This window comes from Tatumella saanichensis (assembly GCF_000439375.1).
Taxonomy (GTDB): Bacteria; Pseudomonadota; Gammaproteobacteria; order Enterobacterales; family Enterobacteriaceae; genus Tatumella; species Tatumella saanichensis.
In genome coordinates, this window is the sequence record NZ_ATMI01000011.1 from 73,185 (window position 1) to 94,266 (window position 21,082).

Annotated in this window: 22 protein-coding genes; 14 read left to right on the forward strand and 8 right to left on the reverse strand. The window is 51.4% G+C overall.

Annotation, left to right across the window (positions count from 1 at the left end; translation table 11 throughout):
* Window positions 1-5: 5 nt before the first annotated feature.
* The 5 genes from DW47_RS0105505 (at window position 6) to trpS (ending at window position 4,461) form a co-directional block, all read left to right on the forward strand.
* On the forward strand, window positions 6-1,130 hold the full coding sequence (locus tag DW47_RS0105505) for an SPOR domain-containing protein (protein WP_029685385.1): 1,125 nt from the start codon (window positions 6-8) through the stop codon (window positions 1,128-1,130).
* 97 nt (window positions 1,131-1,227) lie between these two features.
* Window positions 1,228-2,055 (forward strand): adenine-specific DNA-methyltransferase, encoded by an 828-nt coding sequence (gene dam, locus DW47_RS0105510; RefSeq protein ID WP_029685386.1) that lies wholly within the window; start codon window positions 1,228-1,230, stop codon window positions 2,053-2,055.
* Between the two features lie 32 nt (window positions 2,056-2,087).
* Window positions 2,088-2,771, forward strand: coding sequence for a ribulose-phosphate 3-epimerase (rpe, locus tag DW47_RS0105515; RefSeq protein WP_029685387.1), 684 nt, complete (start codon window positions 2,088-2,090; stop codon window positions 2,769-2,771).
* Window positions 2,755-3,432, forward strand: coding sequence for a phosphoglycolate phosphatase (locus tag DW47_RS0105520; protein WP_029685388.1), 678 nt, complete (start codon window positions 2,755-2,757; stop codon window positions 3,430-3,432). Before rpe ends, DW47_RS0105520 begins: the two co-directional genes overlap by 17 nt.
* A gap of 18 nt (window positions 3,433-3,450) precedes the next feature.
* Complete coding sequence (gene trpS / locus DW47_RS0105525) at window positions 3,451-4,461, forward strand: tryptophan--tRNA ligase (RefSeq protein WP_029685389.1); 1,011 nt, start codon at window positions 3,451-3,453, stop codon at window positions 4,459-4,461.
* 112 nt (window positions 4,462-4,573) lie between these two features.
* Here trpS and tsgA read toward each other — a convergent pair whose 3' ends face one another.
* On the reverse strand, window positions 4,574-5,755 hold the full coding sequence (gene tsgA / locus DW47_RS0105530; protein ID WP_029685391.1) for an MFS transporter TsgA: 1,182 nt from the start codon (window positions 5,753-5,755) through the stop codon (window positions 4,574-4,576).
* 257 nt (window positions 5,756-6,012) lie between these two features.
* On the opposite strand from tsgA, the gene ppiA reads away from it, so the two are divergent.
* The 3 genes from ppiA to argD all read left to right on the forward strand — a co-directional run bounded on the left by ppiA (window position 6,013) and on the right by argD (window position 8,539).
* Complete coding sequence (gene ppiA / locus DW47_RS0105535) at window positions 6,013-6,576, forward strand: peptidylprolyl isomerase A (RefSeq protein ID WP_029685392.1); 564 nt, start codon at window positions 6,013-6,015, stop codon at window positions 6,574-6,576.
* A gap of 79 nt (window positions 6,577-6,655) precedes the next feature.
* Window positions 6,656-7,237, forward strand: a complete 582-nt coding sequence (locus DW47_RS0105540) for an anthranilate synthase component II (RefSeq protein WP_029685393.1) — start codon at window positions 6,656-6,658, stop codon at window positions 7,235-7,237.
* Window positions 7,238-7,321: 84 nt separating this feature from the next.
* Entirely contained in the window at window positions 7,322-8,539 is a 1,218-nt protein-coding gene (gene argD / locus DW47_RS0105545) for a bifunctional acetylornithine/succinyldiaminopimelate transaminase (RefSeq protein WP_029685394.1), read from the forward strand.
* 36 nt (window positions 8,540-8,575) lie between these two features.
* Here argD and DW47_RS0105550 read toward each other — a convergent pair whose 3' ends face one another.
* Window positions 8,576-10,663: a YccS/YhfK family putative transporter gene (locus tag DW47_RS0105550; RefSeq protein WP_029685395.1), complete on the reverse strand. Its 2,088-nt coding sequence runs from the start codon at window positions 10,661-10,663 to the stop codon at window positions 8,576-8,578.
* A gap of 69 nt (window positions 10,664-10,732) precedes the next feature.
* On the reverse strand, window positions 10,733-11,365 hold the full coding sequence (gene crp / locus DW47_RS0105555; RefSeq protein WP_029685396.1) for a cAMP-activated global transcriptional regulator CRP: 633 nt from the start codon (window positions 11,363-11,365) through the stop codon (window positions 10,733-10,735).
* A 299-nt stretch (window positions 11,366-11,664) separates the two neighbouring features.
* Between crp and DW47_RS0105560 the strand changes: the two genes are divergently transcribed.
* Window positions 11,665-12,069 carry an OsmC family protein gene (locus DW47_RS0105560; protein WP_029685397.1) on the forward strand — a complete coding sequence of 135 codons (405 nt, stop codon included), beginning with the start codon at window positions 11,665-11,667 and terminating at the stop codon, window positions 12,067-12,069.
* A 25-nt stretch (window positions 12,070-12,094) separates the two neighbouring features.
* Here DW47_RS0105560 and DW47_RS0105565 read toward each other — a convergent pair whose 3' ends face one another.
* The 3 genes from DW47_RS0105565 to DW47_RS0105575 form a co-directional block, all read right to left on the reverse strand.
* Window positions 12,095-12,973: a phosphoribulokinase gene (locus tag DW47_RS0105565; protein ID WP_029685398.1), complete on the reverse strand. Its 879-nt coding sequence runs from the start codon at window positions 12,971-12,973 to the stop codon at window positions 12,095-12,097.
* 82 nt (window positions 12,974-13,055) lie between these two features.
* A complete protein-coding gene (locus DW47_RS0105570; protein ID WP_029685399.1) occupies window positions 13,056-13,280 on the reverse strand; it encodes a YheU family protein in 225 nt (74 codons plus the stop codon).
* On the reverse strand, window positions 13,277-14,299 hold the full coding sequence (locus tag DW47_RS0105575; protein WP_029685400.1) for a hydrolase: 1,023 nt from the start codon (window positions 14,297-14,299) through the stop codon (window positions 13,277-13,279). The genes DW47_RS0105570 and DW47_RS0105575 overlap by 4 nt, the downstream gene beginning before the upstream one ends.
* 58 nt (window positions 14,300-14,357) lie before the next feature.
* Between DW47_RS0105575 and DW47_RS0105580 the strand changes: the two genes are divergently transcribed.
* Window positions 14,358-14,966, forward strand: coding sequence for a LysE family translocator (locus DW47_RS0105580; RefSeq protein WP_029685401.1), 609 nt, complete (start codon window positions 14,358-14,360; stop codon window positions 14,964-14,966).
* Window positions 14,967-15,215: 249 nt separating this feature from the next.
* Here DW47_RS0105580 and DW47_RS0105590 read toward each other — a convergent pair whose 3' ends face one another.
* A complete protein-coding gene (locus tag DW47_RS0105590; protein ID WP_029685403.1) occupies window positions 15,216-17,123 on the reverse strand; it encodes an ABC transporter ATP-binding protein in 1,908 nt (635 codons plus the stop codon).
* A gap of 126 nt (window positions 17,124-17,249) precedes the next feature.
* Here DW47_RS0105590 and kefG point away from each other — a divergent pair, with 126 nt between their 5' ends.
* The 4 genes from kefG to slyD all read left to right on the forward strand — a co-directional run bounded on the left by kefG (window position 17,250) and on the right by slyD (window position 20,585).
* Window positions 17,250-17,801, forward strand: coding sequence for a glutathione-regulated potassium-efflux system ancillary protein KefG (gene kefG, locus DW47_RS0105595; RefSeq protein WP_029685404.1), 552 nt, complete (start codon window positions 17,250-17,252; stop codon window positions 17,799-17,801).
* The gene (gene kefB, locus DW47_RS0105600) at window positions 17,801-19,612 is read left to right on the forward strand and encodes a glutathione-regulated potassium-efflux system protein KefB (protein ID WP_029685405.1); all 1,812 of its coding nucleotides are present in this window, start codon (window positions 17,801-17,803) and stop codon (window positions 19,610-19,612) included. The genes kefG and kefB overlap by 1 nt, the downstream gene beginning before the upstream one ends.
* 40 nt (window positions 19,613-19,652) lie before the next feature.
* A complete protein-coding gene (locus DW47_RS0105605; protein ID WP_029685406.1) occupies window positions 19,653-19,847 on the forward strand; it encodes a YheV family putative zinc ribbon protein in 195 nt (64 codons plus the stop codon).
* 192 nt (window positions 19,848-20,039) lie between these two features.
* Window positions 20,040-20,585 (forward strand): peptidylprolyl isomerase, encoded by a 546-nt coding sequence (slyD, locus tag DW47_RS0105610; RefSeq protein ID WP_029685407.1) that lies wholly within the window; start codon window positions 20,040-20,042, stop codon window positions 20,583-20,585.
* Window positions 20,586-20,622: 37 nt separating this feature from the next.
* Here slyD and DW47_RS0105615 read toward each other — a convergent pair whose 3' ends face one another.
* On the reverse strand, window positions 20,623-20,841 hold the full coding sequence (locus DW47_RS0105615) for a SlyX family protein (RefSeq protein WP_029685408.1): 219 nt from the start codon (window positions 20,839-20,841) through the stop codon (window positions 20,623-20,625).
* Between the last annotated feature and the right edge of the window lie 241 nt (window positions 20,842-21,082).

Here is a 21,082-nt window from a genome sequence, read left to right on the forward strand (position 1 = left end):
GTTTAATGGATGAGTTTCAGCCGGAAGATGAATTAAAACCAGATGCCAGTGACAGGCCTACTGCGCGAAACCGAAAATCTTCATCTGGGCCTAAGCTCCCTGCCATGCCGAAATTTGCGCTATCAAAACAGCAAATCATGATTGCGGTGGGTATTTTGGTCCTGCTGCTATTAATTATTGGTATCGGTGCTGCGCTGAAAGCCCCTTCTTCACCTCAGCCATCGCCGTCAGCTTCCGATGGCAGCGACCGCAATATTGATCTAAGTGGTGCGACAGGAAACAGTGGCACGGCAGATAGCGCCTCTGCATCTCCATCTTCCCCAGCCACGGGTTTATCCGCAGACTCAACCACCACTAATGCCTCTACCGGTTCTGAAGGCACAGATAACAGTATGCCGCCACCTGCCGCAACGCCTTCACAGCCAGCGACAGCGCCTAGTGATCTGAACAGTACAGCCGGAACTGCACCGGCTACGACAAATACTGCTCCAGTAATGACCCTACCGGTGGGTCCTGCGACCGTTGACCGTAACGGCAAAGCTGCCGCTCCGGTGACTTCTGCACCTGTGCCGGCAGTGACTCATCATGTCGCTGCTGAGCATCGTCGTGTCACTGAAGAAACCACTGCAGCCAGTCGTCGCCAACGTGAAACGCGACTGAATGAACGTCGTCAGGAAACACAACGCCGTGTGGCTGAACAACACCGCGCGAGTGAGCAACGTCAGGCAGCCGAGAAGCGCCAGCTAGCAGAGCAACATCGTCGTGCGGGATCCGTTGCACGTGAACCACACCGGGTCACCCGCCCAGTGACGGAAACGGCGAAGGCGCCAGCGGTTCGTCAGAGTGCACCGGTGCAGAGTGCTCCTCATCTGAATGGCGCTTATACTCTGCAACTGAGTGGTGCAACCCGTGAAGCGCCTCTGAATGCATGGGCCAAACAGCATAACCTCAGCGGTTACCGTGTCTATGCGACGCAGCGTAATGGTCAACCATGGTACATTTTAGTGAGTGGTTCTTATGCGACGGCTGCTGAAGCTAAACAGGCCATTTCGGCGTTACCAGAGGCTGTCCGTTCGCAGAGCCCATGGGTGAAACCTATGAGCCAGGTGCGGGAAGAGACGACTAAGTAACTATCATCGGGGCTACAGCCTGTAGCCCCGGCTATAAGCGCAGATCTGCTGTCGGTCTATCCGCAGCCATTAATGAAAGAATCTCTATTACGACAGCATGAAAAAACACCGCGCTTTTCTGAAGTGGGCAGGGGGAAAATATCACCTGCTGGATGACATTCGTCGGCATCTCCCCGAGGGAGATTGCTTGATCGAACCCTTTGTCGGGGCCGGATCAGTATTCCTAAATACCGATTATGAGCGTTATCAACTCTCTGATATCAATAGTGATCTAATCAATCTCTATAATATTATTAAGACCAATAGTAGTGGCTTTATTGCGGATGCTCGACAGCTTTTCACCAAACAGTCGAATGATCCAGAAGTGTACTACGCTCGACGTGTGGCCTTTAACCGTAGCCAAGATGCCTATGAACGGGCACTGTTGTTTCTCTATTTGAACCGTCATGGCTATAACGGCCTGTGTCGCTATAACCTAAAGGGTGAATTCAATGTGCCCTTCGGTCGCTATGTAAAGCCTTACTTTCCCGAAGCTGAAATGCTGTGGTTTGCTGAACGGGCGCAGAAAGCGACGTTTTTCTGTCAGTCCTATTCTGAATCAATGCTGCAGGCCCAAGCTGGCTCGGTGGTCTATTGTGACCCACCTTATGCCCCGCTATCTGCAACTGCCAGCTTTACTGCCTATCACACCAACAGTTTCAGTCTGAAAGAGCAGATGCATCTGGCAGAGTTGGCCGCAAAACTGGCAAAAGAAAATCAGGTGCCTGTGTTAATCTCTAACCATGATACGGAGCTGACACAACAGTGGTATCAGCAAGCGATAAAACATGTGGTAACCGCGCGCCGTTCCATCAGCCGCAATATTAACGGGCGTACAAAAGTCAATGAGCTGCTGGCGCTCTACCCACATACCGGGCAGGGTTAGCCGTCTCTGATCATACTTATCTGGAGAATCGAATGAAAGACTACCTGATCGCACCCTCCATTCTGTCGGCAGATTTTGCCCGACTGGGTGAAGATACGGTAAAAGCTCTGGCAGCCGGAGGGGATGTGGTTCATTTCGATGTGATGGATAACCATTACGTGCCCAACCTGACTATGGGGCCGATGGTCCTTAAGTCACTGCGTGATTACGGCATCACCGCTCCCATCGATGTCCATCTGATGGTCAAACCTGTGGACAGCCTGATACCGCAGTTTGCCAAAGCCGGTGCCAGCTATATCACCTTCCATCCTGAAGCTTCAGAACATATCGATCGCTCTTTACAGTTAATCAAAGAACATGGCTGTAAAGCGGGTTTAGTGTTTAACCCAGCGACACCCTTGAACTATCTTGATTATGTGATGGATAAGGTTGACGTGATATTGCTCATGTCAGTGAACCCGGGCTTTGGTGGTCAGAGTTTCTTGCCTTCGACGCTGCATAAGTTACGTGAAGTGCGTAAGCGTATTGACCAAAGCGGCTTTGATATTCGCCTCGAAGTGGATGGTGGCGTGAAAACCGATAACATTGGCCAGATTGCCGCCGCGGGCGCGGATATGTTCGTTGCCGGTTCTGCCATTTTTGGCCAGTCAGACTACAAAAAAGTGATCGATGATATGCGTCGAGAACTGGAGACGGCGAATGGCTCCTTTCACTGATATTCGCGGCCTGGCCTTTGATCTCGACGGTACCCTAAGTGACAGCATTCCTGGCTTGGCTGAGGCAGTCGATCAGGCATTAGAAGCCATGGGGCTGCCCCCAGCCGGTAAAGCGCACGTGACCACTTGGGTCGGCAACGGTGCAGATATTCTGATGCAACGCGCGCTGCTCCATGCCCTCGGGCGTCAGCCTGACACAGCCGAGTCTGCACGTGGCCGGGAACTGTTTGACCGCTTCTATGCACAGACTGCCGAAACCGGCAGTGGCTTATTTCCGGGTGTCCGCCAGACCTTGGAAACACTGCGCCAGCGGGGATTGCCGTTGGCGATAGTGACCAATAAACCAACGCCGTTTGTGTCGCCGTTCTTAGAGTCACTGGGAATTGCTGAAGAATTTTCGTTGGTCATCGGTGGCGATGATGTGCCACAGAAGAAGCCCCATCCGGCGGCGCTGTTTTTGGTTCTCGGGCATTTCGGCCTACTGCCACATCAGTTATTGTTTATCGGTGATTCACGTAATGATATTCAGGCGGCAAAAGCCGCTGGCGTACCCTGTGTCGGCCTGACCTACGGCTACAACTATGGCGAACCTATCTCGGAGAGCCATCCGGATCAGGTACTGGATACGTTTGACCAACTTTTGCCCGCACTTGGGCTGTAACGAATCAGGAAGAAATTTATGAGTAAACCCATTGTTTTTAGTGGCGCGCAGCCTTCAGGTGAATTAACCATTGGTAATTACATGGGGGCGCTTCGTCAATGGGTGCAGATGCAGGATGATTATCACTGTATCTACTGTATTGTTGACCAGCATGCCATCACTGTTCGTCAGGATCCGCAAGCGCTGCATAAAGCGACCCTGGATACCTTGGCGTTGTATTTGGCCTGTGGGATTGATCCTGAGAAATCGACCATTTTCGTCCAGTCACATGTGCCGGAACACGCCCAACTTTCTTGGTTACTGAACTGCTACACCTATTTTGGTGAATTGAGTCGTATGACGCAGTTTAAGGATAAATCCTCACGCTATGCGGAAAATATCAATGCGGGTCTGTTTGACTACCCAGTACTGATGGCGGCTGATATTCTGCTGTACCAGACCAATCAGGTGCCCGTCGGAGAAGACCAGAAGCAGCATCTGGAACTGAGCCGCGATATTGCCCAGCGCTTTAACGCGATTTATGGCGATATCTTCCGTATTCCGGAACCATTTATTCCTAAATCTGGTGCCCGCGTGATGTCCTTGCTGGAACCGACTAAAAAAATGTCGAAATCGGACGATAACCGGAATAACGTGATCGGTTTACTGGAAGACCCGAAATCGGTAGTGAAGAAAATTAAACGAGCGGTGACTGACTCCGATGAGCCACCAGTGGTCCGTTATGATGTGAAAAACAAGCCAGGTGTTTCTAACCTGTTGGATATCCTGTCTGGGGTGACCGGACAGTCGGTCACTGAATTGGAGCAACAATTCAGCGACAAAATGTATGGTCACCTGAAGGGCGCGGTAGCCGATGCAGTATCCGGTATGGTCGAAGAGTTGCAGCAACGTTTTAATCATTTCCGCAATGATGAGCAATTGCTGAATCAGATCATGAAAGACGGGGCAGAGAAGGCCAGTCAGCGTGCTCGCGAGACCTTGGATAAGGTCTACAAAGCAGTAGGATTTGTTGCCCGACCAGGTAATTAAATCAACCTCTACCCGTCGCTGACGGCACCGAATCTTAAGCCACCGCTTGTCGGTGGTTTTTTTATGCATAAAAAACGCCGGATGACCGGCGTTTTTCTCTTACCTCATACCGTTATGAGGTAACTGTGGCCGCGTGCTGACGATGTTTCGTCACCAGGCCCAACAATAGACAGAGTACAAAGACCACCGCATACAGGCCGTTAGCGGTCTGCAGGGCAGCCAGCAGACCGTATTGCTGGACGATAGGACCGGTAACCACAAAGGTCAGCATAGTGCCAACGGTGCCGCAGGTCAGGATAAAGTTGACCAACTTCGGTGAAGAAACTCGGGTCTGTTGTGAACCAAGGGTAATAATGGTGGTGTAGATCGCACTTGAGCAGAAGCCCAGCGCCATGATCACCCAGTGCAGCATGGAGGCATCTTGTTCGCGGGTAAACCAGTACATCAGTAGGGTGGCTAAGGCGGTGATCACCACTAAGATTTTCTGCAGATCCGTAAAGCGTAGGATCACACTGAAGACCCACATGCCAACCATATAGGCTGTCCAGAAGTTACCAACGAGTTTACCGGCATTATCAATCGACATGCCGGCACTTTTGGTCGCATATTCAGGGATCCAGGAGATAAAGCCCAGTTGCCCCAGAATATAGCAGAGCGCTGCCAGTGCCAGCAGATAAACACCGGTACCCCATTTTTCTTTAGCCACTGGTTGTTGCGTCGCGTGTTTCTGTAATACCGGAAATTCTACTGTCAGGGTGAGGATAAAAATAGCGACATAAATAACCCCAATACAGCAATAGACCCAATACCATGGCAGATGACGTGCCAGCAGGATACCGGCAATGATCGGAAATAGAGTACCGGCCATACTGAAAAAGGAGTCGGTAAACAGCAAGCGTGAGCCGCGCTGACGGCCTTCATACAGGTGCGTGATCAGGAAGGTACCGATCGACATGGTGATCCCGCTGACGACGCCCAGAACAAACATACAGGCGGAGAACAGCACCAGACTATGGCCGGTCATCAAGCCGGCAATGGCCAGCAGCATTAATACAAAGCCGAAAATCAGCTGTCGTTTCAGTGGGATAATTTCCATCAGCCAGGCATTCAGGAAGATAGAGACGAGAATACCAGCATTGAGGAAGGTAAAGGTATTACTGATCCCTGCCACCGGAACATTGAAATATTGAGCGATATTGTCGAGGACCATCCCGGTCACAATGACTAATGCGCCAGTCAGCGCATAAGAAAGAAAACTTATCCAGGTAAGGCCAATTCGGTTGGTCTTTGTCATAGTTATTGACACCCTAATATATTGAAAGACGGTAGTTATACTGAATACCCGGAGAGTGAACCGTGATCCGGATGATTAATCAATGCAATAATTTGACCATGTTTCATAAAAAATGTGATTCAGTTCAAATTTTACTGTTATAGGGCTCGCCACTAGTGAAGGCTGCCATGACGATCCTGGTAAAGCGCTGGTTCTCTCTAGGTTATATCTCTACAATGACCCACATTGCAGAAAACCACTTTAGTCAGGGAGTTTGTATGTTGAAACGTAGTTTAGCGGCCGCCTTCGCGTTATTGGCGCTCTCTTCATTTTCTGGAACGGCGCTGGCCGCGACCCATGTCTTAATGACCACCACTGCGGGTAACATTGAACTAGAGCTGAACGACCAGAAAGCGCCGGTCACCGTGAAAAACTTCCTTAGCTATGTTAATAGCGGCTTTTATAACAACACCATTTTTCACCGTGTGATCCCGGGCTTTATGATCCAAGGAGGCGGTTTTACGGCGGCTATGCAGCAAAAACCGACGGCTGCACCGATCAAAAACGAAGCAGACAACGGTCTGCGTAACCTGCGCGGCACCATTGCTATGGCCCGTACGGCCGATCCGGACAGTGCGACTAGCCAGTTTTTTATCAACGTCTCGGATAATGCTTTCCTCGATCATGGCCAGCGTGACTTCGGCTATGCGGTGTTCGGCCGAGTCGTGAAAGGGATGGATGTGGCGGATAAGATTTCTCAGGTCTCTACCACCACCAATGGGCCTTTCCAGAATGTGCCGACGAAACCGATCGTCATCACTTCGGTAAAAGTGGAACCTTAATCGTCTGGCTGGGTCGCGGGTCGCTGTGGAGGCCCATACTCACTGTTACCGATTATCCCCCTGCCTGATAGAGAACCTCATGTTACTGCTGATTGATAATTACGACTCGTTTACTTGGAATCTGTGTCAGTATTTTCAACAGACCGGAGTAGCAGTACGGGTGGTACGTAACGATGCGATCACCGTGCAGCAGATGAGTGAGTTACCTCTCAGCCATCTGGTGATTTCTCCTGGCCCTTGTACCCCTGAGCAGTCAGGCGTCTCAATTGACGCAATCCGTTACTATGCCGGTAAAATCCCAGTACTGGGGGTCTGTCTCGGTCATCAAGCGATCGTTCGGGCGTTTGGCGGTCAGGTCGTGCGGGCGCATCAGCCGATGCATGGTAAAACGTCAATAATTTGCCATGATGGCCGAGGGGTGTTCTCCGGCCTCAATCAGCCTCTACGAGTGACTCGTTATCACTCATTGATCGCTGATCCCGACAGCTTACCGGACTGCCTGGAGATCAGCGCCCGTTATCAGCAACCGGGAAAGGCAGATGAGATTATGGCGATTAGACATCGCAGTCTGGCAATAGAGGGCGTACAGTTTCATCCGGAGAGTATTCTTAGCGAACAGGGATTAGCGCTGTTAAAAAACTTTGTGGATCAGACGCGGTAATGATTGCCTTAAGATGATTTTTTATGCATATTTTATGGATTATTATTAAATGTGCTCAGCGCAGAAAATCAGACAGGATATCCAATGACAAAAGAAAATATGGCAGTGAATCGCGAGACCTTTGATCAGGTCATTTTGCCTGTTTATGCACCGGCACAATTCGTGCCTGTCAAAGGTCAAGGCAGCCGTGTCTGGGACCAGCAGGGTAAAGAATATGTGGATTTCTCCGGCGGTATTGCGGTTACTGCCCTAGGCCATTGTCACCCGGCGCTGGTAGAGACCTTGAAAGCCCAAGGCGAAACCCTGTGGCATACCAGTAACGTGTTCACCAATGAACCGGCACTGCGTCTGGCCAGCAAACTGATCAAGGCTACTTTTGCTGAGCGCGTCTTTTTTGCCAACTCAGGGGCGGAAGCCAACGAAGCAGCCTTTAAGCTGGCACGTTACTACTCATCTGTTCGCCACAGCCCTTATAAAACTAAAATTATCGCTTTCCACCATGCCTTCCATGGCCGTACCTTGTTCACGGTCTCGGTCGGCGGCCAACCAAAATATTCCGATGGCTTCGGTCCGAAACCGGCAGATATTGTGCATGTGCCTTTTAACGATCTGGATGCGGTAAAAGCCGTCATTGACGATCACACCTGTGCCATTGTCTTAGAACCTATCCAAGGGGAAGGCGGGATTATGCCTGCTACTCAGGAGTTTATTCAGGGCCTGCGTGAATTGTGTGATCAGCACCATGCGCTGCTGGTGATGGATGAAGTGCAGAGTGGTATGGGACGCAGTGGTAAACTGTTTGCCTATGAGCATTATGAGGTGAAGCCAGATATTCTCACTACGGCTAAAGCGCTGGGCGGCGGCTTCCCAGTGAGTGCCATGCTAACCACCCATGAGATTGCGTCAGCGATGACCCCCGGCACCCATGGTACCACCTACGGCGGTAACCCGCTGGCCTGTGCGATTGCGGAAACGGCCTTGGATGTGATTAATACTCCAGAAGTGCTGCAAGGGGTCGAGCAACGTCGCCAGTGGTTCGTTGAGGAACTGGAAAAAATGAACCAGCGTTTCTCACTGTTCACCGAGATCCGCGGTAAAGGTTTGCTGATTGGCGCTGAACTAAAAGACGAGCTGAAACCTAAAGCCCGTGATTTACTGCATGCTGCGGCTGATCAGGGAGTGATGATCCTCACGGCCGGTAATGGCGTGATCCGCTTTGCACCGTCACTGGTGATCACTGAGCAGGATATTCGTGAAGGTATGGCCCGCCTAACTGCCGCTGCCGAAGCCTTATTCGGCTAACCCTCTATCGGTGGCGGCCTAGGGGTCGTCATCGGGTTATTTGCGACTTTCTTTACGGCCTAGTAACCACTGTCCATGCATGGGCCGTTGTTGCCAGACAATCGCCGAAATCGTCTTCATCACTTTCAGGTGGCTAAGGATCTGGTTTAGTTGCCGTTCAACAATGGTCACTGGCCCGAGCGGTATTTTCACCTCTTCGTCCATCACATGGTTCCCATAGTCCCCTTCACCGTGAAAACTCAGTCGTTGCTGACATTGCTGTAGGGCAATTTCGCAGGACTGCAGATAGCGTTCTGCCAGTGCGGGGGTCAGCATGGTGTGCTCCCGGGATAGGGTAGTCAGAACATTAAGGTGCTCGACAATAAACTGGCTGTGGGTGACCCAAAGGTGCATTTCTTCGAGATATTCACTGTTAAAACCCGGTTCCTGCATCGCTTGGTTAAGGGAATTAAATAGCGCATTATGCTGCTGATTGGCTTTAATACGCAGGGTCTCCGTCTCTTCCGGGTCCGGTGCGGTTCCTAAAAGAGCTTGTAATGCTTGCTGATAAGTCGCCAGCACATCCTGAGCATTCTGCCGCAACAGGGCGCTTTGCCATTGCGGCCATAACCACAGCATTCCAGCAAAAGAGATCAGGCAGCCGAGCAAGGTATCCAGCAGTCTCGGTACCAAGAAGTGTGCGCCATTGAGCGCTAGCAGTTGTAGGCTGTATACCGCGGTAACGGTGGTTCCGATAGTTGCCCAGCCATAATACTGGCGGTTAAACAGATTACTAAACAGGGTCAGCACCAGCATAGTCAGCAGAATGGTCGGTTCTGGAGTGGCTAGCTGCAAGGACAAGGCGGCAATAATCAGCCCAGCAAAGGTACCGATTGCCCGGTGTTGTATCTTCACACGGGTCGCGGTATAGCTGTTCTGGCTGACCAGAATAATGGTCATTAGAACCCAATACGGTTTGGGCATATTCAGTGACAGTGCCAGGGTGCTGGCAATCATCAGCATAATGGAAAAACGCCCTGCGGTACGCAACGCCGTGGATTTAAAAGAGAGGTAACTGCGCAGGGCTCTAAAAAAGGGGACGCGGCGCTTACTGTCAGCCATCAGCTCACGACGGTACAGAGGAGCCTGACTCTGTAACACTTTGGCTATTTTACTGAAGTGGTACCAGTAAAAATTCCCCACCTGGTTCTCCGGATAATCGTGAGCCACGGCTTGCAGGTCATTCAGGGACTCACTCATCGAGAACTTAGCGGGGATCTGATGATATAGAATATTATCCGCCATGGTTCTAAGCTGCTCACAGGCCAGCTGCGCATTGTGGCGGATAATCTCCGCAGAGTGGCTATCACGGATCAATCCGATAACTTCCTCGGTCTCCGCCAGGGTAACCGAAATGTGCTCTTGGAGGTCTTCGGCCATCATAAAGGTACGGATCAGGTACCGTTCACGGCGATTCTTTTCCGCCGACAGCATGTGAATTTGCTGATAAGCGGTGGTGATTAAATCCACCACTTTCTGCTGACGATTAAGCAACGCTGGCAAGGCTTTCTCGTGGTTTTCCACGGAGTCGGTGGTCAGGAGTTGATATTTGTCTTCGCAGTAATTGGCTAAGGCGCGATATAACAGGCTCAACGTCTCCCGCAACGGCTGGTCTTTGGACATCCTGAACCATAGCCAGTTAAACAGCCCGTACCACAGGGTTCCTCCCCCGTATAATAATGGCGGCCCCCATACTGGCATTCTGCCACTGAGACTAAGGGTAAAGGTCATGGCGATCAGTGCGCCAGGCAGTAATCGGCCATACAACGGGCTGATTTCTCCACACACGCCAATAATCAGCGGTAGGGTGAAGACGATAAAAGGCAGCGGAATATCGCGCAGCAGTAGCCATTGCAGCAGAAAGCTACTGCCAGCAAACAGCGCACCGCCGATCACAATTCGCTCAAAAAAACGGCGGTGAGGAGTATCCAGCCCAGAAATATTGCAACAGGCAGGGATCAGGGAGAACAGTAATCCTTTCTGCAGGTCACCGGCCAGCATGCCCAAAATAACCGGAAGGCAAACCACCAGTGTCTGGCGCAAGGCATAATTAACTTCCGGATGATAAATCAGTCTGCGCCACATCTGAATACGATCGCTGATAGAGGGTAAAACCAGACACGGCAGCCGTCAGGCTACCGTGCAGATGGCAGGTTAACGGGTCCCGTAAACGACAATGGTTTTGCCGTGGGCAGAGATCAGATTCTGATCCTCCAGCATTTTCAGGATACGCCCGACGGTTTCACGAGAGCAGCCGACAATCTGGCCGATTTCCTGGCGGGTAATTTTTATCTGCATCCCGTCGGGATGGGTCATCGCATCTGGCTGACGAGCCAAATTTAGCAGCGTCTGCGCGATACGACCGGTGACATCGAGGAAGGCCAAGTTACCGACTTTTTCCGACGTGACTTGTAAACGACGGGCCATCTGGGCAGAAAGACGCACCAGAATTTCCGGGTTCACTTGGATCAGTTGGCGGAATTTCTTATAGGAGATCTCCGCTACTTCACAGGCGACTTTCGCCCGCACCCAAGCGCTACGCTCTTGGCCTTCTTCGAACAGGCCCAATTCGCCGATAAAATCCCCTTGATTGAGGTAAGAAAGGATCATTTCTTTCCCTTCTTCATCCTTAATCAGTACTGCTACGGAGCCTTTGACAATATAGTAAAGGGTTTCCGCTTTCTCACCCTGATGGATGAGCGTACTTTTGGAGGGATACTTATGAATATGACAATGGGACAGGAACCATTCTAGTGTAGGGTCTGTTTGTGGTTTACCGAGAACCATTCTCTTTATCCTCTGTTGTAATCGTGCCTGAAAGTCAGGGGGTACATCCTGCCAGGCGATCAAGTCATAGGGTCTTTTTATCGGTAATCACGACAGTCGACCCGATATACTCCGAGTATTGCCTGTCGTTTTACCCTTGTTGTCATCCGGTAAAAAAAATTCTCACCTACTGTTTGTAGCACACACTGAGTAAACTGTCTCCTGTTGTCTGGCAGCGCTGCTGGTAATGGCGGTGGATTGCCGTTTTCCGCGGGAAAGAGTACCCTGAAATCCATTTTGAAATATTGAGAGTGAAGATTATGCAGGCACGGGTGAAATGGGTTGAAGGCTTAAGCTTTATCGGTGAATCCGCCTCTGGCCATCAGGTATTAATGGACGGTAATTCTGGGGATAAAGCACCCAGCCCGATGGAGATGGTATTGATGGCAACCGGCAGTTGCAGCGCGATTGATGTCGTTTCTATCCTGCAGAAAGGTCGCCATGACGTGACAGACTGCGAAGTGAAACTGACATCGGAACGCCGCGAAGAAGCGCCACGTTTGTTTACCCATATTAATCTGCACTTTATTGTCACAGGACGTAATCTGACAGAAAATATTGTGGAACGTGCCGTCATGCTGTCTGCAGAAAAATATTGCTCTGTTTCATTAATGCTGGGCAAAGCAGCCGAGATTACTCACAGTTTTGAGGTGATCAACCTGTGATCCGTCACTGAGTGCTACTGAGCACTCAGTGTTTTTCTCCGAAATGGCGCTCTTCCATTAACCGTTTCACCAGCGGAGTCATGATCAGTTCCATCGCCAGCCCCATTTTTCCACCCGGGACCACCAGCGTATTGATATGTGAGATAAACGAGCCCTGGATCATCGCTAGCAGATAGGGGAAGTTGATCTCTTCAATTCCGCGGAAATGGATCACGACAAAACTTTCATCCAATGACGGGATGGTTTTAGCGGCAAAGGGATTAGAGGTATCTACGGTCGGCACCCGCTGGAAATTGATATGGGTGCGGGAAAACTGCGGCGTAATATAGTTTACATAGTCGTCCATGGAGCGTACCACCGAGTCCATGACGGCTTCCCGGGAATGGCTACGCTCACGGGTATCACGTACCAGTTTCTGGATCCACTCTAGGTTAACAATCGGCACCACGCCGACCATCAAATCGACCTTATCCGCGACGTTGTGATGTTCTGTGACAATGCCGCCGTGTAGGCCTTCATAAAACAGCACATCGGTATTGTCGGGTAACGGTTGCCAGGGGGTGAAAGTACCCGGAGCTTGTTTCCAGGGAACGGCCTCGTCATAGGTGTGCAGATATTTGCGGGAGCGACCAGTGCCGCAGCTGGCGTATTCGCTGAAGGTCTGTTCCAGTAACGCAAAGTCATTGGCATCGGAACCGAAATAGCTGATATGTTTACCTGCATCCCGCGCTTTGCGGATCATCACGTCCATTTCCGGGCGGCTATAGCGGTGAAAGCTGTCACCTTCCAACTCTGCAGCATGGATATTCAGTTGCTGAAAGATTTTACGAAAGGCGAGGCTGGTAGTGGTGGTGCCAGCGCCACTCGACCCCGTCACAGCAATAATTGGATGCCTGGCTGACATACGAAAAGACTCCCTGAAACAATTTTTCTAACAGCATTGTTATCATGTCTGCCGTTCTCTGTCATCTGCCAGCAGCGGGGAGTTAGCTTCCCTGACGGAATTGACTGGCGGGCATCAGAGACACGGATTCATGTAACTCAGACCAGACCACCACGATCTCACCAGACACCAACTGGCGACGGATATCATCGGTTTTTTCACTTAGCGAGCGTTCATGCTCTCCGTAATCCGTGCCTTCACGCAGTACAAAGGACTCAATCAAATTATTCAGGGTTTCAGGGTTCAGTTGCTGCCAAGGAATGATCATGATGTTTTATCCAGATAGGGGCTTAGCCACTGTGGAATACGCTGTTCCAGCCACATCACCGGGCGTGCCAATGAGCCGCCGACAAAGCCAACGTGGCCGCCATAACGTGTCAGTTGATAGGTGATACTGGAGGAGAGATGCTCCGGGTTCGGGATCACATCGGGGACCATAAAAGGATCATCTTGAGCATGGATAATCAGCAGCGGTTTTTCCACCCCGGACAACAGCGGCATACCGCTGGCACGGCGGTAATAGTCTGTGGCATCCGTAAAACCGTGGATCTTTGAAGTGATCTGATCATCAAAGTCTCGTAGACGGCGAATGCTGTCCAGCTGCTTTCGGGTGATACGGAACAAGCCGGGATAAGCCTTCATTTTACGGCGGACACTTTTTTTCAGCTGTGATAGCAGGTAGAACTGATAGAATCGCGAAAATCCCTGCTCCAGTTTGGCACTACAGGGTTCCATCATCAGGGGTGCAGACACCACCACCCCGGCATCCAGCAGACAATCACTGCCCTGTGAGCCCATCAAGCAGGCCAGCACATTGCCTCCCAATGAGAAGCCAATGGCGGCGGTTGGGACTTGGCCATAGGTATCCTGTAGCCATTGCAGAAAGTAGGCGGCATCACCGGTGTCACCGGAGTGATAACTCTGTAACTGTCGGTTTGGACTCTGACCGCAGCCACGGAAATGCATGACTACCCCGAGCCAGCCCTGCTTTTTGAGGGCGGACAGCAGGCCATGAGCATAAGGGCTGTTGACGCTGCCTTCAAGGCCGTGAAAGATAACCGCCCGTGGTTTTTCCTGCGCCTGCTGCGGGTCTTCACTCCAGGCAAGATCGACAAAATCTCCATCCGGTAATTCCAACCGCTGCCAGCAGGGTTTGATCCGTACGATACGTCGTAGGATCCTCGGTAGAAGCGTCTGCAGATGGGGATTTTTCAGTTGAGCAATCGGGGTGAATTGCGCTTCTGTATGACGACAACTATTCATATTGTCGGGTCTTGTCTGATCCATAACTCACTGTATAGTTTAAATTGTTTAATTTTATCCTGAGACAGGAAAGGTGCCACACATGGAAACGGGGTTATTTCTTTCGTTACTCGGCTTTCTCTGGGTCGCCGCTGTTACACCCGGCCCTAATAATATGTTACTCACAACATCCGGGGCCAATGCCGGGTTTTTGCGTTCTGTGCCCCTGATGCTCGGGATTATGCTTGGTATGCAGCTGATGCTGGTACTGGTCGCATTTGGTGTCGGCAGCCTGATCCTCTTATATCCGGCACTGCACCTGTCGCTCAAAATCGCCGGCAGCGTCTATCTACTGTGGCTTAGCTGGAAAATCACGACCGCCCCTTACGAAGTGCTGGACACTGACAGCCCCCTTTCCGGTGGAAAACCGTTACCGCTCTGGCAGGGAGGACTGCTGCAGTTAATCAATCCGAAAGCCTGGCTGATGTCACTGGGTGCGGTCGCCAGCTTCAGCTTACCGGGTGCTGATTACCGGATATCTGTACTAGCAATCAGCGCGGCGATGCTGCTGGTCAATCTGGTGGCCGGTATTCTCTGGCTGGGTTTTGGTACGGTGATTGGCCGCTGGCTTAATAACCCACAGGCTTGGAAACTGTTTAACGTTATTATGGGACTGCTCACCGCATCCTGTGTCATTCTGGTCTGGCTCTGATAACAGCGCTTCCGGTTACGGAGGGCGGTAACTGGCCGGTATGCCGGACGGTGACAGGATAATGAATCCCCGCAGCTGATGCACTGTTAATGATGTTATCTGTCATATTAGGAAATTGATTACAGAGTCGCTTTCCCGAAAACCCGGCGACAAATTTATTGTTTTCCAGCAGGCCAGGCAAGCTTTTATTCCCCGGCCTGCTGGAAATCATATGCATCGCGACAGCTGCCAGCGCGACTAAGGGGCAGATTAGCCTGTAGCTTGCATCTGTTCGAGTTGCTCCTGCAAATCCAACCACTCCATCTCACAATTTTCTAGTGCCGACTGGCTGTCGGACTGTACTTTCAGCGCTGCGGTTAACTCCGCTTTGCGGGCATTGTCATAGAGTGAGCTATCTGCCAGCAGCGTCTCATTACTGCTGAGGGTCGCCTGTAACGCCGCCATCTGTTTTTCCAGTTTTTCGATCTGTTTACGTAATGGCTGAGTTTGCGCACGCAGTTCCGCGTCACGGCGTTTCTGGTCTTTACGGGCTTGGGCTGAGTTACCGCTGTCCGTTTTGACATTGCTGTCCGTCGCCGTGGCTTTCTGCTGATCGCTGAGCCACTGTTGGTAGTCCTCCAAGTCACCATCAAAGATATCTACTCGGCCATCGTCTACCAGATAGAGATCATCGGTGGTGGCGCGGATCAGGTGACGGTCGTGGGAAACCACAACCAGAGCGCCTTCGTAATCCAGTAAGGCCTCGGTCAGCGCCTGACGCATATCGAGATCCAAGTGGTTAGTCGGTTCATCCAGCAGTAATAGGTTAGGGCGCTCCCAAACCACCAAGGCCAGCACCAAACGGGCTTTTTCACCGCCAGAGAAACGGCCGGTCATTTCAGCGACTTTATCCCCTTGGAAACCAAAGCCTCCTAGGTAGTCACGCAGTTGTTGCTCGGTGATCTGCGGAGCGGCCTGACGCTGTAAATGCTGTAACGGTGACTCATCAGCGCGCAGATATTCCAGCTGATGCTGGGCGAAATAACCGAGTTTAATGCCCTTCGCTAATGCCACCTCACCCTGTTGCGGCGCTAGCTCACCGGCCAACAACTTAATCAGTGTCGATTTACCTGCCCCGTTACGGCCCAGCAGGCCGATACGGGATCCGGGTACCAGGTTCAGTTTTACCGAGTTCAGGATCACTTTATCGCCATAACCGGCAGTGACTTTTTCCATTTTCAGCAACGGGTTCGGCAAGCTCTCCGGTGGCAGAAAACGGAAACTGAACGGGTTATCCACATGGGCCGGTGCAATCAACTCCATCCGCTCCAGCATTTTTATCCGACTCTGTGCTTGGCGGGCTTTGGTAGCCTTGGCACGGAAACGATCAATGTAATGTTGCAGGTGGGCGACCTTGGTCTGCTGACTCTGATACAACGCCTGCTGTTGAGCCAACTTGGTGGCACGCTGACGTTCAAAGTCACTGTAGTTACCGGTGTACTCAAACAGGCTTTCCTGCTCAATGTGCAGGATCTTATTGACCGTCGGGTCGAGAAAATCTCGGTCATGGGAGATCAGGATAAGGGTACCGGTATAGCTTTTCAGCCAGCGCTCCAGCCAGATGACCGCATCAAGGTCGAGGTGGTTCGTCGGCTCATCGAGCAATAACAGGTCGGAGCGACAAATTAATGCCTGTGCCAAGTTAAGGCGCATACGCCAGCCACCGGAGAAGTCACGCACCGGTGCCTGTAATTGTGGCTGGGTAAAGCCTAAGCCGTGTAGCAGGCTGGCTGCACGTGCCTGAATAGTCCACGCCTGAGCAGTATCCAGTTTCGCATGCAATAACGCGATACGGTTCCCGTCATTGTCGAGGTTTGCTTGGGCAAGCTGGGCTTCCAACTGGCGGAATTCTCGGTCGCCGTCGATCACATAGTCGATAGCGGGCTGATCAAGGGCAGGGGTTTCCTGATTTACCCAAGCCATTGCCCAGTTAGACGGAAAGCTGACCTGGCCGGCATCGGCGCTCAGTTCGTTTTTCAGCAGGGACAACAATGTGGACTTTCCGCAGCCGTTTTTACCCACCAGTCCGACTTTCTGACCAGGGTTAATGGTAGCGGAGGCATTATCCAGTAATACGCGGGCACCGCGCCGGATTTGTAGCGAAGAAAAGACAATCATAAGCGCCGTTTCGTCAGAATATGTTAAATTATCAGCTAAAGTGAAGGAACGATTAATAAAAAAAACTCGTCACAGGCAGCATGGTAGCTGAAATAGTTACCCGTTACGATGATTTGGAGGGCAACAATGACCACACAGGCCAAAATCCTGCTGCTTTATGCGCATCCTGAGTCTCAGGCGTCTGTCGCAAACAGGATTTTGCTGAATACCGCGCAGCAGCAGAATAACGTCACCGTGCACGACTTGTATGCGTTCTATCCCGATTTCTTTATCGATATTCAGTACGAGCAACAACTGCTGCGTGAGCATGACATAATCCTGTTTCAGCACCCGCTCTATACTTACAGCTGCCCAGCGTTACTCAAAGAGTGGCTGGACCGCGTACTGTCGCGGGGATTTGCAATCGGTAACGGCGAACAGGCTCTGGCCGGTAAATACTGGCGCAGCGTTATCACCACCGGTGAGCCGGAAACGGCATTTCATCAAGCCGGTCTAAACCGCTATCCAATGAGCAATATTATGCGCCCGTTTGAACTGACAGCGCAGGCGTGCCGGATGCACTGGCTTACACCGATGATTATCTACAGTGCCCGCCGTCAGAGCCGACAGGCGATGGCAACCTATGCGAGTGCTTATCAAGACTGGTTATCGCAACCATTGCCACAGGAGGTGTTGTAATGGAGGGTCCAAACCTGTTAACCGCTGGGGTGATTTATCTGGCGGCGGCGGTGATCGCGGTACCTATCGCTGCCCGTCTCGGCATCGGGGCCGTATTGGGCTATCTACTGGCCGGAATTGCTATTGGCCCCTGGGGCATTGGCTTGATCAGTGATGTTGCAGAGATCTTGCACTTCTCTGAACTGGGAGTGGTATTCCTGATGTTTATCATCGGGCTGGAGCTGAACCCCTCCAAACTCTGGCAATTGCGGCGATCCATTTTTGGTGTCGGTGCCGCGCAGGTGATTTTCTCAGCGGCGATCCTTGCCGGTCTGTTATGGCTGACTGATTTCTCGTGGCAGAGTGCAGTGATCGGCGGGATTGGCCTAGCGATGTCCTCAACCGCTATGGCGTTACAGTTAATGCGTGACAAAGGCATGAACCGTAATGAGTCGGGGCAGTTGGGCTTCTCGGTGCTGTTGTTCCAGGATTTAGCCGTGATCCCAGCGTTAGCGCTGGTGCCGTTGCTGGCTGGCCATGATGCCAGTCATCCTACCGACTGGATAAAGATCGGCATGAAGGTACTGGCTTTTGCCGGCATGCTGGTTGGGGGGCGTTTCCTGTTACGTCCAATTTTCCGCTTTATTGCCGGATCGGATGTGCGCGAAATTTTTACCGCGGCGGCATTGCTGTTGGTGATCGGCTCGGCATTATTTATGGATGCCCTAGGGTTATCGATGGCGCTTGGTACCTTCATTGCCGGCATTCTGTTGGCGGAGAGTGAATATCGCCACGAGCTGGAAGTGGCGATTGAGCCTTTCAAAGGGTTGTTGCTCGGACTGTTCTTTATCTCGGTAGGGATGGCATTGAACTTGGGCGTGCTCTACACCCATATCCTTGAGATTGTGGTGGCCGTGGTGGCGTTGGTCGCGGTGAAAACGCTGGTACTGTATGTGCTGGCGCGTATTTATGGCTTACGCAGTTCAGAACGTCTTCAATTTGCTGGGGTGCTCAGTCAGGGTGGCGAATTCGCCTTTGTGCTTTTCTCCGCAGCGTCGTCAGCGAATGTCTTCTCGGGAGATCAATTGCCAATGTTGCTGGTGGTGGTGACACTCTCGATGATGACAACCCCGTTACTTATGCAGCTTATCGATAAAATCTTGGCAAACCGTTTTAATAAATCCACTGATGAACTGAACGAAGAGCATTATGTTGAGGATGATCAGCCGCAGGTTATTGTGGTGGGCTTTGGCCGTTTCGGGCAGGTGGTCGGGCGGTTGTTGATGGCTAACAATACCCGTATTACGGTGCTGGAGCGGGATATTAGTGCGGTCAGTCTGATGCGTAAGTATGGCTATAAAGTTTATTACGGTGATGCTACGGAATTGGAACTGCTGCGTGCTGCCGGAGCCGAAGGAGCACAATCCATCGTGATTACCTGCAACGAACCTGAAGATGCGATGACCATTGTGCATTTATGCCAGCACCACTTCCCACACCTGAAAATTCTAGCTCGTGCCCGTGGACGTGTGGAGGCCCATGAACTGCTGCAAGCAGGGGTGACACAGTTTAGTCGTGAAACCTTCTCCAGTGCGCTTGAGTTGGGGCGCAAAACGTTGGTGACGGTGGGGATGCATCCCCATCAGGCAATGCGTGCGCAGTTGCACTTTCGCCGCTTGGATATGCGCATGCTGCGTGAGCTGATGCCTAACCATAACGATAGTGGCCAAATTTCCCGTGTTAAAGAAGCGCGTCGCGAGTTGGAAGATGTGTTCAACCGTGAGATGCAGCAGGAAAAACAGCGACTGGATGGCTGGGATGAGTTTGAGTAGCCGCTGGCGCTACCATGATGCTGAAGTGATGAGGTGAAGTATGGCTAAACGATTTATTGCCGGTGCCGTCTGCCCGCACTGTGGAGAAACGGATTCGCTGGCCCTGTGGCGCGAGCATAAGATAGACACTGTTGAATGTGTGAAATGTGGCCACCAGATGCGTGAAGCGGATAAACAGGTGCGTGGAAAGCTAAAACATGACGGGCAAATTATCGGGGTATTTACCCCTGAATAGCCACTGCGGGTGCTTTTTTTTGCAGGTTAACTTACAGAGGGATTGAATTTCGTTACAATCAGCCCCATTACGATCGGAAAGGAAATTAACAGTGTCAGTTTCCGGTCAGGACCTTTCTGGTTGGTGTTATTGCAGGCAAGAATAGACCAATGAGGCAGGCATTAATTACGTTCTCAACGGTTAGGAGATATCATGAAAGTAGCAAAAGACCTGGTTGTCAGCCTTGCATATCAGGTACGTACAGAAGATGGGGTATTAGTTGATGAATCCCCGGAAAATGCACCGCTGGATTATCTGCACGGTCATGGTTCCCTGATTTCTGGTCTGGAGAAAGCACTGGAAAATCACGAAGCCGGTGATAAATTCGACGTTAACATCCCTGCTAACGACGCTTATGGCCAGTATGACGACAACCTGGTACAGCGCGTACCGAAAGACGTGTTTGTCGGTGTTGACGAACTGCAGGTTGGAATGCGTTTCTTGGCTGAAACCGATCAGGGGCCAGTCCCAGTAGAAATTACTGAAGTCGGCGACGACCATGTGGTGGTTGATGGTAACCATATGTTGGCCGGTCAGAACCTGAGCTTCAACGTAGAAGTGATCGCTGTTCGTGAAGCCACTGCAGAAGAACTGGCCCATGGCCACGTGCATGGTGCTAACGGGCACGACCATGACCATGCTGACCACGACCACGGTCAGGAAGGTTGCGGCACCGGTGGTTGTGGCTGCCACCACTGATGACGGAAGCCGCTGCGGCGGCTTCTTTGCTGCCGCCTCAGTAATGGGGCGGTGGTGTCTCTTCAGACTGTGATGCCACTTGTGAAGGTGTGGCGGTTTTCAGTTTATCCGCCAGCATCCGGAACTGTTCCCTCAGTCGTGTCATTTCTATCTCATGTCTGATCACGGTCTGATTCAACTCTTCGATGGTTAACTCCTGAAACGCAATTTTGCTTTCCAGCGCTTCCAGATATTTTTCCAGCTCAGATACCTGCATCATTTTTCCTCTTCTTATCGTTGCGCGCCATGATGCGTGATCCGTACGGATTATTCGACCCCGTAGCGGAAATTATTACCAGAGGGGAGCAATAACCCGATTAAGCCCCTTGAAAAATCGCTTTCGGTCCCAAGATCTGAAAATGGATTGAAACTTCCTGATGCAAAAAAGGTCGGAGGTTAACAGACAATAACCGTGATGGCAGTGGGTAACCCTGACATATACCGTTATAGTGTGAGCA

Bases quoted from the DNA above. Each gene is read 5' to 3' on its own strand.
- DW47_RS0105605 (WP_029685406.1), top strand. From the start codon at position 19,653: ATGGCTAAACGATTTATTGCCGGTGCCGTCTGCCCGCACTGTGGAGAA.
- DW47_RS0105550 (WP_029685395.1), bottom strand. From the start codon at position 10,663: ATGTGGCGCAGACTGATTTATCATCCGGAAGTTAATTATGCCTTGCGC.
- dam (WP_029685386.1), top strand. From the start codon at position 1,228: ATGAAAAAACACCGCGCTTTTCTGAAGTGGGCAGGGGGAAAATATCAC.
- argD (WP_029685394.1), top strand. From the start codon at position 7,322: ATGACAAAAGAAAATATGGCAGTGAATCGCGAGACCTTTGATCAGGTC.
- DW47_RS0105560 (WP_029685397.1), top strand. From the start codon at position 11,665: ATGCAGGCACGGGTGAAATGGGTTGAAGGCTTAAGCTTTATCGGTGAA.
- kefB (WP_029685405.1), top strand. From the start codon at position 17,801: ATGGAGGGTCCAAACCTGTTAACCGCTGGGGTGATTTATCTGGCGGCG.
- DW47_RS0105505 (WP_029685385.1), top strand. From the start codon at position 6: ATGGATGAGTTTCAGCCGGAAGATGAATTAAAACCAGATGCCAGTGAC.
- DW47_RS0105565 (WP_029685398.1), bottom strand. From the start codon at position 12,973: ATGTCAGCCAGGCATCCAATTATTGCTGTGACGGGGTCGAGTGGCGCT.
- slyD (WP_029685407.1), top strand. From the start codon at position 20,040: ATGAAAGTAGCAAAAGACCTGGTTGTCAGCCTTGCATATCAGGTACGT.
- crp (WP_029685396.1), bottom strand. From the start codon at position 11,365: ATGGTTCTCGGTAAACCACAAACAGACCCTACACTAGAATGGTTCCTG.
- DW47_RS0105590 (WP_029685403.1), bottom strand. From the start codon at position 17,123: ATGATTGTCTTTTCTTCGCTACAAATCCGGCGCGGTGCCCGCGTATTA.
- trpS (WP_029685389.1), top strand. From the start codon at position 3,451: ATGAGTAAACCCATTGTTTTTAGTGGCGCGCAGCCTTCAGGTGAATTA.
- rpe (WP_029685387.1), top strand. From the start codon at position 2,088: ATGAAAGACTACCTGATCGCACCCTCCATTCTGTCGGCAGATTTTGCC.
- DW47_RS0105580 (WP_029685401.1), top strand. From the start codon at position 14,358: ATGGAAACGGGGTTATTTCTTTCGTTACTCGGCTTTCTCTGGGTCGCC.
- DW47_RS0105570 (WP_029685399.1), bottom strand. From the start codon at position 13,280: ATGATCATTCCTTGGCAGCAACTGAACCCTGAAACCCTGAATAATTTG.
- DW47_RS0105575 (WP_029685400.1), bottom strand. From the start codon at position 14,299: ATGGATCAGACAAGACCCGACAATATGAATAGTTGTCGTCATACAGAA.
- DW47_RS0105540 (WP_029685393.1), top strand. From the start codon at position 6,656: ATGTTACTGCTGATTGATAATTACGACTCGTTTACTTGGAATCTGTGT.
- DW47_RS0105520 (WP_029685388.1), top strand. From the start codon at position 2,755: ATGGCTCCTTTCACTGATATTCGCGGCCTGGCCTTTGATCTCGACGGT.
- ppiA (WP_029685392.1), top strand. From the start codon at position 6,013: ATGTTGAAACGTAGTTTAGCGGCCGCCTTCGCGTTATTGGCGCTCTCT.
- tsgA (WP_029685391.1), bottom strand. From the start codon at position 5,755: ATGACAAAGACCAACCGAATTGGCCTTACCTGGATAAGTTTTCTTTCT.
- kefG (WP_029685404.1), top strand. From the start codon at position 17,250: ATGACCACACAGGCCAAAATCCTGCTGCTTTATGCGCATCCTGAGTCT.
- DW47_RS0105615 (WP_029685408.1), bottom strand. From the start codon at position 20,841: ATGCAGGTATCTGAGCTGGAAAAATATCTGGAAGCGCTGGAAAGCAAA.